Annotated in this window: 15 protein-coding genes; 8 read left to right on the forward strand and 7 right to left on the reverse strand. The window is 68.8% G+C overall.

Annotated elements, in window-relative coordinates:
* Nucleotides 1-24 precede the first annotated feature (24 nt).
* Nucleotides 25-1,371, reverse strand: coding sequence for an FAD-dependent oxidoreductase (locus AC5RTY_RS10300; RefSeq protein WP_494139476.1), 1,347 nt, complete (start codon nt 1,369-1,371; stop codon nt 25-27).
* Nucleotides 1,372-1,410: 39 nt separating this feature from the next.
* On the opposite strand from AC5RTY_RS10300, the gene AC5RTY_RS10305 reads away from it, so the two are divergent.
* The 5 genes from AC5RTY_RS10305 (at nt 1,411) to AC5RTY_RS10325 (ending at nt 6,367) form a co-directional block, all read left to right on the forward strand.
* Nucleotides 1,411-1,767 (forward strand): YraN family protein, encoded by a 357-nt coding sequence (locus AC5RTY_RS10305; RefSeq protein WP_494022932.1) that lies wholly within the window; start codon nt 1,411-1,413, stop codon nt 1,765-1,767.
* Nucleotides 1,767-3,305, forward strand: coding sequence for a YifB family Mg chelatase-like AAA ATPase (locus tag AC5RTY_RS10310; RefSeq protein ID WP_494022933.1), 1,539 nt, complete (start codon nt 1,767-1,769; stop codon nt 3,303-3,305). The genes AC5RTY_RS10305 and AC5RTY_RS10310 overlap by 1 nt, the downstream gene beginning before the upstream one ends.
* Before the next feature lie 38 nt (nt 3,306-3,343).
* On the forward strand, nt 3,344-4,549 hold the full coding sequence (dprA, locus tag AC5RTY_RS10315) for a DNA-processing protein DprA (RefSeq protein ID WP_494022934.1): 1,206 nt from the start codon (nt 3,344-3,346) through the stop codon (nt 4,547-4,549).
* Nucleotides 4,550-4,660: 111 nt separating this feature from the next.
* Nucleotides 4,661-5,614 carry a tyrosine recombinase XerC gene (locus AC5RTY_RS10320; RefSeq protein WP_494022935.1) on the forward strand — a complete coding sequence of 318 codons (954 nt, stop codon included), beginning with the start codon at nt 4,661-4,663 and terminating at the stop codon, nt 5,612-5,614.
* A gap of 249 nt (nt 5,615-5,863) precedes the next feature.
* Nucleotides 5,864-6,367: a DUF3145 domain-containing protein gene (locus AC5RTY_RS10325; RefSeq protein WP_493977382.1), complete on the forward strand. Its 504-nt coding sequence runs from the start codon at nt 5,864-5,866 to the stop codon at nt 6,365-6,367.
* A 108-nt stretch (nt 6,368-6,475) separates the two neighbouring features.
* On the opposite strand, the gene fabF is transcribed toward AC5RTY_RS10325, so the two are convergent.
* The 6 genes from fabF to aceE form a co-directional block, all read right to left on the reverse strand.
* On the reverse strand, nt 6,476-7,711 hold the full coding sequence (gene fabF / locus AC5RTY_RS10330; RefSeq protein ID WP_493999945.1) for a beta-ketoacyl-ACP synthase II: 1,236 nt from the start codon (nt 7,709-7,711) through the stop codon (nt 6,476-6,478).
* Between the two features lie 106 nt (nt 7,712-7,817).
* A complete protein-coding gene (locus AC5RTY_RS10335; RefSeq protein WP_136786952.1) occupies nt 7,818-8,063 on the reverse strand; it encodes an acyl carrier protein in 246 nt (81 codons plus the stop codon).
* 111 nt (nt 8,064-8,174) lie between these two features.
* Complete coding sequence (locus AC5RTY_RS10340) at nt 8,175-9,242, reverse strand: beta-ketoacyl-ACP synthase III (RefSeq protein ID WP_494012291.1); 1,068 nt, start codon at nt 9,240-9,242, stop codon at nt 8,175-8,177.
* Complete coding sequence (locus AC5RTY_RS10345) at nt 9,239-10,204, reverse strand: ACP S-malonyltransferase (RefSeq protein ID WP_494012290.1); 966 nt, start codon at nt 10,202-10,204, stop codon at nt 9,239-9,241. The genes AC5RTY_RS10340 and AC5RTY_RS10345 overlap by 4 nt, the downstream gene beginning before the upstream one ends.
* A 95-nt stretch (nt 10,205-10,299) precedes the next feature.
* Nucleotides 10,300-11,631 carry a PucR family transcriptional regulator gene (locus AC5RTY_RS10350; RefSeq protein ID WP_494012289.1) on the reverse strand — a complete coding sequence of 444 codons (1,332 nt, stop codon included), beginning with the start codon at nt 11,629-11,631 and terminating at the stop codon, nt 10,300-10,302.
* 128 nt (nt 11,632-11,759) lie between these two features.
* Nucleotides 11,760-14,501, reverse strand: coding sequence for a pyruvate dehydrogenase (acetyl-transferring), homodimeric type (gene aceE / locus AC5RTY_RS10355; RefSeq protein ID WP_493999941.1), 2,742 nt, complete (start codon nt 14,499-14,501; stop codon nt 11,760-11,762).
* Nucleotides 14,502-14,886: 385 nt separating this feature from the next.
* Here aceE and AC5RTY_RS10360 point away from each other — a divergent pair, with 385 nt between their 5' ends.
* The 3 genes from AC5RTY_RS10360 to AC5RTY_RS10370 are packed head-to-tail and all read left to right on the forward strand — an operon-like array spanning nt 14,887 to nt 16,609.
* On the forward strand, nt 14,887-15,309 hold the full coding sequence (locus AC5RTY_RS10360; RefSeq protein ID WP_493986977.1) for a DUF3052 domain-containing protein: 423 nt from the start codon (nt 14,887-14,889) through the stop codon (nt 15,307-15,309).
* The gene (locus AC5RTY_RS10365) at nt 15,306-15,770 is read left to right on the forward strand and encodes a peroxiredoxin (protein ID WP_494012288.1); all 465 of its coding nucleotides are present in this window, start codon (nt 15,306-15,308) and stop codon (nt 15,768-15,770) included. Before AC5RTY_RS10360 ends, AC5RTY_RS10365 begins: the two co-directional genes overlap by 4 nt.
* A 5-nt stretch (nt 15,771-15,775) precedes the next feature.
* On the forward strand, nt 15,776-16,609 hold the full coding sequence (locus AC5RTY_RS10370) for an NAD-dependent protein deacetylase (protein WP_493999939.1): 834 nt from the start codon (nt 15,776-15,778) through the stop codon (nt 16,607-16,609).
* The last annotated feature ends 164 nt before the right edge of the window (nt 16,610-16,773 follow it).

Genomic DNA, 16,773 nt, shown 5'->3' on the forward strand with positions numbered 1-16,773 from the left:
TGCGGCGGGGTGTTCCGCGGCCGATCAGCGGCCCAGCGCGGTCGGAACACCCCAGTCGGCGCTATCCGCGGCCTCGAAGCGACCCAGCCGGTAGGGGCTGATGTCAGCCTCAGGCTGCTTGTCCTCGGCCAGGTCGGCGACAATGACGCCCATCAGCGCCGAATACTTGAAGCCCTCGCCGGCATCCCCGCAGGCGACAACGACGCCGGGGACCGGCGAATCGACGACGAACCTGCCGTCGGGGGTGTCGGTCCACACGCAGACCTGCGCGTCGAGCACATCAGGTTGCAGCGACAGCAAGTCGCGGCGCACCCGTTCGCGGATGATGCCGGTGCGCACCTCATCCGGGGACCTGTCGGCGTCCCCCTCGATGTAGTGCCGCAGCGGACTGTCCAGGCCGACCTTGTAGCCTATGCCGGGGCTGCTCATGGCGTAGATGCCCGGTGCTTCGTCAGTTGGGCCGTCGAAAAAGCAAGGATAGTCGTCGGTGGCGCCCCGCGCGCCGCCGAAGTGGACCACCTGCTCCAGGTACGGCCGAAGCGGCGCAGGCAAGCCAAGCTGTGCGAGCAAGGTGCCGCTCCCCGGACCGGCCGCAATCACCAACACGTCCGCATCGACGCGCCGGCTATCGGAAAGGGAAGCGCTGACGGTTCCCGAAGCCGCCGAAACCTCCGACACCGTGGCCCCGTGCAGGAAGGTGCCGCCGGCCGCGGAAAACAGCCGGAACTGGGCCTGCAGGCTCGCATCGGCCAGCACCACGCCGGCGTCCCGCTGCCAAATGGCATCCCGGCCGTCCGGCCTCAGGCCGGGCAGGAACGCTGCAACGTTGTTCGCGTCGACCTCCTCGAAGGGCACATCTTCGGCCAGAAGGGTCGACCGCAGGCGCGGCAGCGACAACGTGTCGCGCCACAGCAGGCCCTTTTGGTGGTAAACGGGTTGCCCGGCCCTGCTCGAGAGCCGCTTCATGGCCTCCAGCCCCAACCTGGACAGCCGGACCCGGCCGGGGTCCGGGTCGGCAATGCGCCACATGCGCGTCGGTCCATAAGAGGACGACAGGGGGTTCGATACGCCGAAGCGGTCAATCAGGGTGACGTGATGACCCCGGCCGGCCAGCTCGGCCGCTGCCGGCAAACCCCATGCACCGGCTCCGACGACAGTTATCCTCACTGCAATGTCCTTCCTGCGCCCCGGACCGTTCCTGTCCGTGCAGCAGGCCGGCGCCCGCTTGCGCGCGACGAGAGGCTGAACCGGTGGCTGACATGGAGCGCAGGCCGGGGCGTGCTGCGCATCACTTCTCAGCGTAACGGAGGCTGCCGCCCTGCCCTGCACAGGCCGCCGCACGGGGCGGGATTTCCACATCCCGGGGGTCATGTGAAGCTGCCCTCCGCCGCCCCCGCCACGCTGGAGGGCATGAGAGCGAAAGACGACCTAGGCCGACGCGGTGAGGAGATGGCCGCGTCCTATCTTTTCGGCGCCGGCCAGCGTGTCATCGACCGAAACTGGCGCAGCCCCGACGGCGAACTGGACATCGTCTCCGTGGACGGGGCGACCATCGTGGTCTCCGAGGTCAAGACCCGGCGCAGCACCGACTACGGCCACCCCTTCGAAGCCATCACCGACGCCAAGGTCCGCCGTCTCCACTTTCTCGGGCACCAGTGGCTGCGCGACCACGGCATGGCCGGCACGGCAATGAGGGTGGATGCCGTCGCGGTGCTCTACGGGCAGGGGCGCTGGCCCGTGATCGAGTACCTGAAGGGCGTCGGCTGATGGGGCTCGGACGCACATTCTCGGTGGCGCTGGTGGGCCTGAACGGGCACATCGTCGAGGTAGAAGCGGACATCGGACAAACCCTCCCGGCCTTCATTCTCCTGGGGCTGCCGGACGCGGCCCTGACCGAGGCCAAGGAACGGATCAAGGCCGCGGCGAAGAACGCCGGGGTCCCGCTCAGCAGGCGGAAGATCACCGTCAACCTTGTCCCCGCTTCGCTGCCCAAGAAAGGCTCCGGCTTTGACCTGGCCATCCTGATGGCCTCGCTCCAGGCGGCGGGGGACGTCCGGCCCAGCGGCCGCAACATCTTCCTGGCCGAGCTGGGACTCGACGGAAGGCTCCGGCCGGTCAGGGGTGTACTCCCGGCGGTGATGGCGGCCGTCGAAGCCGGGTATCCGCATGTTGTCGTTGCCGACGCCAACGCCGCCGAGGCCGCGCTGGTGCCGGGCGCCCGGGTGCGCAGCTTCAGCAATCTGGTTGAGGTCTTGATGGCCTTCGGCGCCGACGCGAACCGGCTGAATCCCGCACCGCCGGAGCGGCTAAGCCCGACCGTCCCGGCCGCAGCACCTCCTGCGCCCGCCCCCGACTTGGCAGACGTGGCCGGGCAGCATGAAGCCCGGGCGGCGCTGGAAGTCGCCGCTGCGGGCGGCCACCATTTGCTGCTCGTCGGTCCGCCCGGTGCCGGCAAGACGATGCTCGCCGAACGGTTGCCGGGCATCCTGCCCGATCTTTCCGACCACCATGCCATGGAGGTCACCGCCATCCACTCCCTGAGCGCCACGGCCGCCCCGCTGACCGAGCTGGTGCGGCGGCCGCCGTACGAGAGCCCGCACCACACGGCAACGGCGGTCTCCATTATCGGGGGCGGCTCCGGCATGCCCCGTCCGGGAGCGGCCTCGCGGGCACACCGCGGGGTGCTGTTCATGGACGAGGCACCCGAATACGACCGGCAGGTGCTCGACGCGTTGCGCCAGCCGCTGGAGAGCGGGCGGCTGGTGGTACACCGGGCGGCGGGCAGCGCCGCCTACCCGGCCCGTTTCCAGCTCGTCATGGCGGCGAACCCCTGCCCGTGCGGGCTCTCCGACGGCAAGGGTTTGGAATGCACCTGCACGCCCGACCAGAGGCGCCGCTACTTTGGCAAGCTCTCCAACCCCCTGACCGACCGCATCGATCTGCAGTTGACTCTGCCACGGCTGACGGTGGGGATGATGGCCATGGGTGCGCAGCGGGAAGACAGCGCGGCCGTCGCCGCCCGGGTAGCGGTGGCACGGACGGCACAGCGGGCGAGGCTGCAGCCGTGGGGCATCGGGTTGAACGCGGAGATCAGCGGCGAACTGTTGACCGGGAAGCTGCGGCTTCCGGCCGCTATCACCAGGGACCTGGACCGGGCCATGGAATGCGGAGTGCTGACCGGCCGTGGCTACTCGCGGGTCCTGCGCGTTGCGTGGACGCTCGCCGACCTGTCCGGCCTGGACCGACCGGACCGGGACTGCGTCGGCACGGCGCTGGCCTTCCGCCAACAGGTCAAGGCGGCGTGACCATGCCGTCCCCATCTGCGGCCGCAGGCCAGGAGGAGATGACCAGAATGACGCAACTGCCGTCCACCGACGAACGCCTTGACAGGGCGGCGCTGTCCCGGCTGATGGAGCCGTCTGACTGGATCGGCCAGGCTCTGGTCGCTGCTGCCGGCGCCCACGACGCCCTCAGGGTCGCCACCGGCCAGATCAAGGCCGGGCACGGTCTGCAGGCGGAATTGCTGCGCGCCCTCGACCGCGTACCCTCTGCCGGCAACGCCCAGCCGCTCAGCGACGCCCTTGAGCGGTGGGCGCCGCGCATCAAGGACCTTGCGCCCGAACGCGACCTGGCCGTGATCGGCAGGCTTGGCGGCACCGTGCTCATTCCCGGAGACGCCGTGTGGCCGGCCGCGTTGGCAGACCTCGGGCTGGGCGAACCGCTCTGCCTCTGGGCGCGGGGAAGGTTCACGTGCGGCATCCCGGACGTCCGGACAACGGTGGCCGTTGTCGGCTCGCGGGACAGCACGAATTACGGCAACCAGGTGACCGGCGACATCAGCAGCGGACTCGCGCAGCGAGGCTATTGCGTGATTTCCGGCGGGGCCTACGGGATCGATGCGCAGGCCCATCGGTCGGCCCTGGCTGCGGAGACCGAACATGTCGCCACCATGGCGGTCATGGCCGGCGGCCTGGACCGGTACTACCCGGCCGGAAACGAAGAACTGCTCCGCGCCATCGCCAGACGGGGGATCCTGCTGGCCGAAGTGCCGCCCGGCGCCGCACCAACCCGTTGGAGATTCCTGCAACGAAACCGGCTCATCGCGGCGTTGGCCGCCGCAACCATCGTGGTGGAGGCTCGCTGGCGCTCGGGGGCACTGAATACTGCCCATCACGCCGCGGGGCTGGGCCGCGGCGTGGGTGCCGTTCCCGGATCCGTCTACAGCGCGAACTCGGCCGGTACCCACCGGTTGCTGCGAGACGGGAGCGCAACTGCCGTCACGGATGCCGCAGAGGCGGCCGAGCTGGCGGGACCGCTGGGAACAGTGCAGGCCGGGAGCCAAGAGGTGCTCGCCGACCACGACGGACTCGGTGTGGATGACCTGCTGCTGCTCGACGCGCTGCCGGTTCGCCGGGGAAGCACCGTCGACAAGCTCGCCACCGTCGCGGGGATCCCGGTCCGCACCGTCCTCGCGGGACTCGGCAGGTTGGAAGCGGCAGGACTGGCCGTCCAGGACGCCACCGGCTGGCGCCGCGGGCACAGGGACTGAATAGGACACTGGGAAGGAAGCGCGGCAAAGGAAGGAGAGGCGCGGCGGCAATTCGGCCACGTTCCCGTGCGCCTCCTTGAGTTCGGCTGGCCGGACCAGCAAAGTGAGGGGATGAGCTCTGCAGACCAACCCGAACCGCAGGGCACCGAGCCGCTCCCGCAGGCCTTTGACGCGGCCCTCGATGGCTTCGCCCGCTATCTGAAGGCGGAACGGGCGCGCTCGGAACATACCATCCGCGCCTATGCGACCGACGTCCGGCACCTGCTCGGATACGCAGCGGAAACCGGTGCCCGGGAGCTGCCGGACATCACCCTCGGGACTCTGCGGTCCTGGCTGGGCGCGATGAACGGAGCCGGCATGGCCCGATCCACGCTGGCGCGGCGCACGGCCACCGCCCGCACGTTTATGGGCTGGGCGTTGCGGGAAGAGCTCATCCACACCGATCCGTCGCTCCGGCTGAAGGCGCCCAAACGCACCGGCTCGCTGCCCACCGTGCTGCGCCCGGCCCAGGTCGACGAGCTGTTCCGAACGCTCGCCGAGGAAGCCGCCGAGGGGGAGCCGATGCCCCTGCGGGACCGGGCGATGATCGAACTGCTCTATGCCACCGGAATCCGCGTCAGCGAACTCGCGGGCCTGGACATCGACGAAGTGGATAACGAACGCCGGACCATCCTAGTGCTCGGCAAGGGCAACAAGGAACGCACCGTTCCGTTTGGACTGCCGGCCGCCGTCGCCATGGACGACTGGCTGCGCCGCGGCAGGCCCAGGCTGGCCACCGCGGAAAGCGGTCCGGCCCTGTTCCTCGGCCAACGCGGCAGGCGCGTGGACCCGCGCCAGGTGCGCTCCGTCGCGGCGAGGCTCTTCGGCCTGCTCGGCGACACCTCGGCCACCGGGCCGCACGCCCTCCGGCACAGCGCTGCCACGCACCTGTTGGATGGGGGAGCGGACCTGCGGGCCGTCCAGGAGATCCTCGGCCACAGCACTTTGGCGACCACCCAGCTCTACACCCACGTCTCCGTGGACCGGCTGCGCCGCAGCTACCAGCAGGCCCACCCGCGGGCCTGATCGCGGACAGCAGCGGCGGGCGGGACCGGCCGCCCGCCCGGAACGCGGCCGCCCCGGGGAGCCCCCGGACCGGCTGCACTGGCGGAACCGGCGACACGCCATAACACATTGGTAGTTACACTGGCGCAATTCGATGCCGTACGGCACAATGAGGAACGAAGCGTCGGAAACAGCAGTACTGACAAGTTCCATCCGTTGACAGGCTGAAGGTCGTTGGGGAAGACGTACCTACAGCAAATGGAGGATGGGATGTCTGTTGTGATGACGCGTGGAGTGCTGTTTGTGCATTCAGCACCTTCGGCACTGTGCCCGCATATCGAGTGGGCCGTCGGATCCGTCGTGGACAAGCGAACGGATCTCGAGTGGACCCCGCAGCCTGCCGCGCCCGGAATGTACCGGGCCGAGCTGTCGTGGGTCGGCGCGCAGGGGACCGGCGCCATGCTGGCCTCTGCCCTGCGCGGCTGGGCCCATTTGCGCTATGAAGTCGCCGAAGAGCCGAGCGCCGGGGTGGACGGCGGCCGCTGGTCGCACACGCCCGAACTCGGCATTTTCCACGCCATGACCGACGTCCACGGAAACATCATGGTGAGCGAGGACCGCATCCGCTACGCCTACGAAGCCGGTGCCGGCGATCCCGCAGCCGTCTACCACGAACTGTCCCTCGCCCTGGGCGAGGCATGGGACGAAGAACTCGAGCCTTTCCGCCACGCCGCTGAAGGCGCCCCCGTCCGCTGGCTGCACCAGGTCGGCTGACGCCGGCTCTTCCCTCCCTCCTCCATCCACGCAAAAAGGGAGGGCGGCCGGTGAAAACCGGCCGCCCTCCCTTTCGTGCTGCCCGCAGGCAAGCACCGGAATGAACCGTCAGACGTTGCGGAACACGACGACGGCGTTGTGGCCGCCGAACCCGAAGGAGTTGTTCAACGCGACGATGTCGCCCTGCGGCAGGTCGCGGGACGAGGTGACCACGTCCAGCGGAATCTCCGGGTCCTGGTTCTCCAGGTTGATCGTGGCCGGAGCGCGGCGTTCGTAGACGGCCAATACGGTCATCACGGACTCCACGGCACCCGACGCGCCGAGCAAGTGGCCGGTCTGCGACTTGGTCGCGGAGACCGCAACGTTGTCGACATGGTCTCCGAGCGCGGCCTTCAGCGCAGTGTATTCCGGCTTATCGCCGACAGGGGTGGACGTGGCGTGGGCGTTGACGTGCACCACGTCGGTCGCCTGTGCCCGGGCGTCGAACATCGCGGCCTTCAGCGCGCGGGTGGCGCCCAGTCCCTCGGGATCGGGGGCGGTGATGTGGTAGGCGTCGGCGGTGACGCCGGAGCCGGCAAGCTCGGCATAGATGCGGGCACCGCGGGCCAGGGCATGTTCCTCGGCCTCGAGCACCAGCGCGCCGGCGCCTTCGCCCATCACGAAGCCGTCCCGGTCCAGGTCGTACGGGCGCGAGGCACGTTCGGGGTCGTCATTGCGCCTGGACAGGGCCTGCATCGCGCTGAACGCCGCGATCGGCATGGGGTGGATCGCGGCCTCCGCGCCGCCGGTCATGACCACGTCGGCCTTGCCGGCGCGGATCAGGTCGATGCCCAAGGCCATGGCTTCGGTGCCGGAAGCGCAGGCGGAGACCGGGGTGTGGGCGCCCGCGCGGGCACCCAGGTCCATGCTCACGGCCGCGGCCGGGCCGTTCGGCATCAGCATCGGCACCGTCATCGGCAGCACCCGCCGCGGCCCGCGGTCGCGCAGCGTGTCCCACGCATCCAGCAGCGTCCACACGCCGCCGATACCGGTGGCGAAAGCCACGGCCAGGCGGTCGTGGTCAACCTCTTCGATGCCGGAGTCTTTCCAAGCCTCACGGGCCGCCACCACGGCGAACTGGGTGGAGGGGTCCATCCGCTTGGCTTCGACCCGGGTCAGTACTTCGTCCGGGCGGTTGCTGGCCTGGGCAGCGAACGTCACCGGCAGTTCGTACTGGGCTACCCAATCATCTTCGAGGGTACGGGCCCCGGAAACGCCCTTGAGCGCATTCCGCCACATCGTGGGGACGTCGCCGCCGATCGGGGTGGTGGCGCCGAGGCCGGTGATGACTACTTTGCGTGCCATTGATTCATTCTCTCAATAGTGATTGGGCAATAAATCCGGTGCGGCGGCCGGACCGGGGGTCACCGGCCGGCCGCCGAGTCCCGGGAAGCCCCCGGGTGGCGCGGAACTAAGCCTGGGCGTTGACGATGAAGTTGACGGCGTCACCGACGGTCTTGAGGTTCTTGACCTCTTCGTCCGGGATGCGCACGCCGAACTTTTCCTCGGCGTTGACCACGATGGTCATCATCGAGATGGAATCGATGTCCAGGTCATCGGTGAAGGACTTGTCCAGCTCGACAGCCTCCGGGGCCAGGCCGGTCTCTTCGTTGACGATCTCGGCCAGTCCGGCCAGGATTTCTTCGTTGCTAGCCATGGTGGCTCCTTTTCTTGTGCTGCCGGACGGTGTCCGGACGGGGTGTCAAACCGCGGTCTGCGGCCTGGTTCTGGTGGGATTGTAGGGGAGGCCCGACTACCGCAAGGCAGTCTACGGCAGGACGATGACCTGCGCGCCGAAGACCAGGCCGGCGCCGAAGCCGATCTGCAGGGCGAACCCGCCGGAGAGCGCGGGGTTCTCCTGCAACAGGCGGTGCGTGGCCAAGGGGATGGACGCCGCCGAGGTGTTGCCGGCATCGGCGATGTCGCGCGCCACGACCACGCTCTCGGGCAGCTTCAGCTGCTTGACCATCTCGTCGATGATGCGCATGTTCGCCTGGTGCGGCACGAAGGCGGCGAGGTCCTCGGGCTGCAGGCCGGCCGCCTCGAGCGCCTGCTTGGCTACCTTCGCCATTTCCCAGACCGCCCAGCGGAACACGGACGGCCCGTCCTGGCGCAGCGTGGGCCAGAGCTTGCTGTCCGTCTCGTCGAAGGTGTCCGAGACGGCCGAGAGCGAGCCGGCGGCCTCTGCGGCCAGCGATAGCTCGCGGACGTGGCTGAGCGAGTGGGTCATGCTGATGGTGTCCCACTTGCTGCCGTCGGAGCCCCAGACCGGCTTGCTGATGCCCGGGGTGTCGGACGGGCCCACGATGACGGCGCCGGCGCCGTCGCCCAGCAGGAAGGAGATCGTCCGCTCGGTGTTGTCGATGACGTCGGAGAGCTTTTCCGCGCCGACCACCAGCACGTAGTCGGCGGTGCCGGAACGCACCAGGGCGTCGGCCTGCGCGATGCCGTAGCAGTATCCGGCGCAGGCGGCGGAGATGTCGAAGGCGGGAGCCGGGGTGGCGCCGATCCGGTCGGCCAGGGCCGCGGCGGCCGACGGCGTGGCGTAGGGATGGGAGACGGTGGAGACGAGGACGGCCCCGAGCTGGTCGCCGGTGATGCCGGCCTGAGCCATCGCTTCCTTGGCGGCGCCTTCGGCCATGTCCAGCACGGACGTGTTGGCGTCCGCCCGGTGACGGGTGACGATCCCGGTCCGCTGGCGAATCCATTCGTCGGAGGAGTCGATCCACTGGCAGACGTCGTCGTTGGTGACGATGACGTCCGGACGGTACGCTCCGATGCCCAGGATGCGCGTGAAGTCGCGTAGCGGGGTCTGCTGGATGACGGGTGTGCTCACTGCTCGGATTCTCCAGACGTGCTGTTCAGGACGGGGGTCTGTTCGGTGTGCTCGGCGATGAAGGCGCGGGCCGCTTCCAGGTCTTCCGGCGACTTCAGGGCCATGGTTGCCACGCCCTTCATGCCGCGCTTCGCCAGCCCGGCCAGCGTACCGGCCGGCGGCAGTTCCAGCAGTCCGGTGACGCCGACGGACACGAGCTTCTCCATGCACTTGTCCCAGCGGACCGGGCGCGACACCTGGGCGATCAGGCTGTCCAGGTTTTCGTCGCCGCCGAAGACCGGTTCGCCGTCGTAATTGGAGAGCAGGGTCAGCGACGGCAGGGCCGGCTTCAGCTGGGGACGCAGGGTTTCCAGGGCGCTGACCGCCGGGGCCATGTGTTCGGTGTGGAATGCGCCGGCGACCTTCAGCGGGATCACCCGCGCCTTGGCCGGCGGATTCGCGGCGAACGCCTGCAACTGCTCGAGCGTGCCGGCGGCGACCGTCTGGCCGCCGCCATTGGCGTTGGCCGGGGTGAGCCCGGCCGCTTCGATCGCGGCGAGCACTTCGTCCGGATCGCCGCCGAGCACGGCGCTCATGCCGGTCGGGGTCTGGGCGGCGGCGCGCGCCATGGCGTTGGCCCGCTCGCGCACGAAGTTCATGGCATCGTTCTCGGTCAGCGCGCCGGCGATGGCGGACGCCGTAATCTCACCCACCGAGTGGCCGGCGACGACGGTGGACAGGTCGAGGGGCTCCTCGGCGGTCAGGGCGCGGGCGGCCAGCAGGCCCGCGGCCACGATCAGCGGCTGGGCGACGGCGGTGTCCTTGATGGTCTCCTCATCCGACACGGTGCCGTGCGTGAGAAGGTCCAGCTGGGCGATGTCGCTGAGCAGTCCGAGGTGTTCGGGCACACCGGGGACCTCGAGCCAGGGATTGAGGAATCCGGGCGTTTGGGAACCCTGGCCCGGGCAGACTATTGCAAGCACGTATTCAAGCTTTCCAAAGAGGAGGCGGTTTCCACGGTGTTTCGGCACACGAAGCTCGCCGAACCGCTTTGTAGGAAGTCTACAAGGTGGCGCAACTACTGCCGAGCCGCCGCGCGGTCCTTCGGGCTCCGCGCTGGAGCCACCAGACGTCCCACGCCGAGGGCGGTCTGCAGCACGAAGGCCTCCCGCGGCAGCAGCGGATCCCAGCCGGTCACATCGCACACCCGGCGCAGCCGGTAGCGCACCGTGTTGGCGTGGACGAACAGTTCCCGCGCCGTGGCCTCCAGCGAATGCCCCAGCGACAGGTAGCTGGAGAGCGTTTCGACCAACCCGTTGCCCGCGTTGAGCAGCGGCACGTAGATGTACTTGTAGAGGTCGCGTCGCGCGGCGTCGTCGCCGGACATCACCCGTTCGGGCCACAGGTCGTTGGCGGCGACAGGACGCGGCGCAGCCGGCCAGGCCTTGGCCGCGTTGAGCCCGGCGAAGGCGGCCTGGGCCGAGGTGCTGGCGTCCACCAGCGAACGGGCCTCCGGGCCGTAGACCACCGGCCCGGGCCCGAAGAGTTCGGCCAGCCGCACGAAGGCGGTGTCCTGGTCCGACAGGCCGCCCAGCACCAGGATCAGCCGCTCACCCTGGATGCCCACCAGCGTGTCGGCGGCGTAGCGGGAGCTGGCGCGGCGCAGTTCGGTCACGAAGCTGGGGCCCGGTTCACCGGGGGAGCCGCCCACCATCACCGTGATGGGGCCGGTGGTCTTCCAGCCGACCGCGGCGATCCGGGAGCGCAGCGCATCGGAGCTTTCGCCGCGCAGGATCGCGTCCACGACCAGCGCCTCGAGCCGGGTGTCCCAGGAACCGCGCGTCTCGGCGGCGCGGGCGTAGACGTCGGCGGCGGCGAAGGCGACCTCGCGGGAATAGCGCAGCACTGCTTCGCGCAGTTGGGCCTCGTCGCTTTCGCCGGCAAGGTCCGGCACTTCGTCTTCCACGGCTTCGACCACCACGCGGATCAGCTGCAGGGCGCGTTGCAGGCTGATGGAGCGGGTCAGCTCGGTGGGGGCGGTGCCGAAGACGTCGTTCATCACCCAGGCCGGGGACGTGGGGCGTTCATACCACGTCACGAAGGACGCGATGCCCTTCTGGGCCACCAGACCGAGGGCGGAGCGTTCGTCCGGCCGCAACCCGCGGTACCAGGGCAGGTCCGAATCCAGCCGCTTCAGGGTCACGGTCGCCAGCGCGCCGACCTTGGTCCGCAGCCGCTCCAACGTCGCCGGGTTGCCGGTCGCGGCCCGGTCGCCCTTCCGCCCGGCGCCGGCGCGCCGCCCGGCCGCACCGGATGTCGAGGGCGGCGCCTGCTGTGCCGCGGTTTTCTTGGCGGCCGTCGTGCCCGGTGGGGCAGCCGTCTTGGCAGGTTCGGTCCGGGCGTGGGGCATGCAACGAGCATACGCACTTGGCCGGGCAAGCTCCATTCCGGCTTTTGTGTGGTTCCTACTAAAACAGGCGGCGGACCCGGCCGCAAAGGGCCGGGTCCGCCGCCCGTCGGGTGGCGTGTTGCCGCGGTTTAGGAGTCGCCCCCGGCGTTGCCCGAGGTGCCGGCGTTGACGTCCATCAGGCGGTACTTGTCGAACGCGTCCCGCGGCACATTCTGGTCGACTTCGCCGCGGCGGGCCAGCATCTGCAGTGCCCGGACCACGATCGAGTGGCTGTCGATCTTGAAGAAGCGCCGGGCCGCGGCCCGCGTGTCGGAGAACCCGAAGCCGTCGGCGCCCAGGGTCGCGAACTCGTTGGGCAGGTACTGCCGGATCTGGTCCGGCACGGCCGCCATGTAGTCGCTGACCGCCACGATCGGGCCCGTCGCCCCTTCGAGCTGCTGGGCCACAAAGGGCTTGCGCGGCTCGGCGCCGGGGTTCAGGAACGCCTCCTCCTCGGCGGCCAAGCCGTCGCGGCGCAGTTCGTTCCAGCTGGTCACCGACCAGACATCGGCGGAGACGCCCCAGTCATCGGCCAGCAACTGCTGGGCTTCCAGCGCCCACGGCACGGCCACGCCGGAGGCCAACAGCTGGGTGCGGGGCCCGTCGACCTTGGCCGGAGCCAGCAGGTAGATGCCCTTGACCAGGCCCTCGACGTCCAGCTCCTCCGGTTCGGCGGGCTGGAGGATCGGTTCGTTGTACACGGTCAGGTAGTACATCACGTTGGGATCCGGATGGTTCCCGCCGTACATGCGCTCCAGGCCGGCGCGCATGATGTGTCCGATCTCGTACCCATAGGCCGGGTCATAGGTGACGACCGCCGGGTTGGTGGAGGCGAGGACCGGGGAATGCCCGTCCGCGTGCTGCAGGCCCTCGCCGGTCAGGGTGGTCCGTCCCGCGGTGGCGCCGATCACGAAGCCGCGGGCCATCTGGTCGGCGGCGGCCCAGAAGAAGTCACCGGTGCGCTGGAAGCCGAACATCGAGTAGAAGATGTAGATCGGCACCAACGGCTCGCCGTGGGTGGCGTAGGAGGTACCGACGGCGGTGAACGCGGCGGTGGAGCCGGATTCGTTGATGCCGGTGTGCAGGATCTGGCCCTGCGGGGATTCCTTGTACGCCAGGACCAGGTCGCGGTCCACGGACAGGTAGTTCTGGCCCTTGGGGTTATAGATCTTGGCGGTCGGGAAGAACGAGTCCATGCCGAAGGTCCGCGCCTCGTCCGGAATGATCGGGACCACGCGGGCACCGAATTCCTTGTCCCGCATCAGGTCCTTCAGCAGGCGCACGAACGCCATGGTGGTGGCCGCCTGCTGTTTCCCGGAGCCGCGCTTGGCAACCTCGTAGGCCTTGTCCTCGGGCAGGTGCAGCTGCTGGTGCGCGGTTCGGCGTTCCGGCACGGCGCCGCCGAGCGCGGCACGGCGCTCCATCATGTACTTGATCTCCGGGGTGTCCGGTCCCGGCCGGTAGTACGGCGGCCGGTACGGATCGGCCTCGAGCTGCTCGTCGGAGATCGGGATGCGCAGGTGGTCGCGGAAGTCCTTCAGGTCCTGCAGTGTCAGCTTCTTCATCTGGTGGGTCGCGTTGCGGCCCTCGAAGTGCGTGCCCAGGCCGTAACCCTTGACCGTCTGGGCGAGGACCACCGTGGGCTTGCCCTTGAATTCGGTGGCGGCGCGGTAGGCGGCGTAGACCTTGTGGTAGTCGTGGCCGCCGCGCTTGAGGTTCCAGATCTGCTCGTCGGTCATGTCCGCGACCATTTCCTTGGTCTGCGGGGTCTTGCCAAAGAAGTGCTCGCGGACGAACCCGCCGGATTCGGCCTTGTAGGTCTGGTAGTCGCCGTCGAGGGTGGAGTTCATGATGTCCACCAGCGCGCCGTCATGGTCCTTGGCGAGCAGTTCGTCCCACTCCCGGCCCCAGGTCACCTTGATGACATGCCAGCCGGCGCCGCGGAAGAAGGCCTCGAGCTCCTGCATGATCTTGCCGTTGCCGCGCACCGGCCCATCGAGGCGCTGCAGGTTGCAGTTGATCACGAAGGTGAGGTTGTCCAGCTTTTCGTTGGCTGCCAACTGCAGGAAGCCGCGCGACTCCGGTTCGTCCATCTCGCCGTCGCCCAGGAAGGCCCAGACGTGCTGGTCGGAGGTGTCCTTGATCCCGCGGTTCTGTAGGTAGCGGTTCAACTGCGCCTGGTAGATGGCGTTGGCCGGGCCGATGCCCATGGAAACGGTGGGGAATTCCCAGAACTCGGGCATGGAGCGCGGGTGCGGGTAGGAGGGCAGGGCGTGGCCTTCGCGGGACTTCTCCTGCCGGAAACCGTCCAGGTCCTCCTCGGACAGCCGGCCTTCGAGGAAGGCGCGCGCGTACATGCCGGGGGAGGCGTGGCCCTGGAAGAAGACCTGGTCGCCGCCGCCGGGGTGGTCCTTGCCGCGGAAGAAATGGTTGAAGCCCACTTCATAGAGGGTGGCCGCGCCGGCGTAGGTGGAGATGTGTCCGCCCACGCCGATGTCCGGACGCTGGGCCCGGTGCACCAGCATGGCCGCGTTCCAGCGCATCCAGGCGCGGTAGCGGCGCTCGATCTCCTCGTCGCCCGGGAACTCCGGTTCCTGGTCGACCGGAATGGTATTGACATAGTCCGTGGTGGTCACCATCGGCACGCCGACGCTCTGCGCACCCGCACGCTGCAGGATGGAGCGGACAATAAACTGGGCCCGTTCGGTGCCCTGGCTCTCCACCAGACCGTCGAAGGACTCTATCCATTCGGCGGTTTCTTCGGGATCGCGATCCGGCAGCTGGCTTGTCAGCCCGCTCAGGATGTGCGAGGTATCTTCTCCTGCGCTCACGTCCAACCTCTCATACGTGCAGATTGTGTCTGCGCCTTACGTGGCATAGCGACCCGGCGCATGGTCCGGCCGGGAGATATTCTTCAGTGCCACTCTAACTGTTCACGGCATTACAACGCAGCCGGAGCCGGCCGTGCCAGTTGTTACGACGACGTCGGAGGCCGCCGCGCCGTCGCCGTCGTCGGACCCACCGGCGCCGGTCCCCGCGGGCGCCCGCCGTCGTCCCTTAAGAAAGAGGCGTAAAGCGGCGCCGCGGCGCGGCAAAAAACGGCAGCGTCCTGCGGGTGGCTTGAAGCGACGGCGATTAGGGTGTTGGCTTGTAACTAGCAACACGCCCATCGCCGTCGGCGGGGTGAATCAATACGTTCCATACAGGAGGAGCACAGTGGGCGAGGCCGAAGCCGCCGCGGTAGAGAATGTGGCAGGCAATTTGGGTTTCAAAGACGGGGACCTGATCCAGGAATTCGGCTATGACGAGGACGTGGACTTCGATCTGCGTGACGACATCGAGGACCTCACCGGCTCCGAACTGCTCACCGAGGACGACCACGACGTGGTGGACGCGGTGATCCTGTGGTGGCGCGACGGCGACGGCGACCTGGTGGACGCGCTGGTCGACACGCAGACAACCCTCGGGCCGGGCGGAGTGGTCTGGGTGCTGACGCCGAAGTCCGGCCGGGACGGTTACGTGCCGCCGGCCGACGTCCAGGAAGCGGCGCCTACCGCCGGCCTGCACGTGACCACTTCCGCCGGCGTCTCCGGCGATTGGGCCGCCACCCGGCTGGTCAGCAAGCGGACCAACAAGTGACCGCGGACGCACCCCGGACCGGGCTGCCCGCACCCGATTTCGAGCTGGCCAACCAGTTCGGCGAACCCGTCAGGCTCTCCGCCCTGCGCGGTGAGAACGTCGTGCTGGTCTTCTACCCGTTCGCCTTCTCCGGCATCTGCACCGGCGAGCTGTGCGAGCTGCGCGACGACCTGGGCCTCTTCCGCAGCGAGAATGCCCGCGTGCTGGCCGTGTCCGTTGACCATAAGTTCGCCCTGCGCGCGTTCGCGGAGCAGGAAGGCTACGAGTTCGACCTGCTGGCCGACTTCTGGCCGCACGGCGACGTGGCCAAGGCCTACGGCGTGTTCGACGACGGCTCCGGCATGGCGCTTCGCGGCACCTTCATCATCGACGCCGAAGGCATCCTGCGGCACGTGATCCGCAATCCCCGCAGCCAGGCCCGCGACATCCAGGAATACCACCGCGTGCTGAAAGAGCTCTAGCCGCCATGGAGTTGCTGCGGCCGGCGCTCGAGATCCTGGCTGGACACCGTCTGGCCGTGTTGACCGGCGCTGGCCTCAGCACCGATTCCGGCATCCCGGACTACCGCGGACCCACCTCCGTCCCGCGCGCACCGATGACCTACCAGCAGTTCGTCGGCGACGAGGACCTGCGCCGCCGCTACTGGGCGCGCAACCACATCGGCTGGCGGCACATGCACCACGCCGCGCCCAACCTCGGCCACTACGCGCTGGCAGCGATGGAGCAGAACGGCCTGCTCAGCGGCCTGATCACGCAGAACGTGGACCGGCTGCATGAGGACGCCGGCAGCGTGAACGTGATCGACCTGCACGGGCGTTTCGACCGGGTGATCTGCCTGGACTGCGGGGACGTGACCAGCCGCTCCTCGCTGGCGGTGCGGCTGGAGGAACTCAACCCCGCCTACGCCGCCGCCGGCGATGCCGGCGACGTCGCTCCGGATGCCGACGCCGACGTCGCCGACACCTCCCGTTTCGTCGTGGCCGACTGCCTGGTTTGCGGTGGCATGCTCAAGCCGGACTTCGTCTACTTCGGCGAGAATGTCCCCAAGGACCGGGTGGCGGCGGCCTACGCCATGGTGGACGACGGCGAGGCGCTGCTGGTTGCCGGGTCCTCGCTCACCGTGATGAGCGGCCTGCGGTTCGTCCGGCACGCCGCCAAACAGGGCAAACCCGTGGTGATCATCAACCGCGGCCCTACCCGCGGCGACGACTTGGCCGACCTGAAGCTGGAAACGGGCGTCTCCGAGGCTCTTGGCCACCTGGCGGCGGAGTTGCCGGGCCGGCTCCAGAAGCCGGCCTGAGACGCGGCCAGGAGGACCGTGCCGCCCCTTCGATGCGCCGGCTGTTGACCCTGAGGGAGGTCTCAGGTTACAGGTTGCATCGTGTTGATCCGCACGTAAATTTGGTTGGCGTTCACGCCGGTTTATCCGGTAGAGTAAATCCTCGTGATGTTGCGGCGGATAAC

This window comes from Arthrobacter sp. Y3224055, from assembly GCF_059090825.1.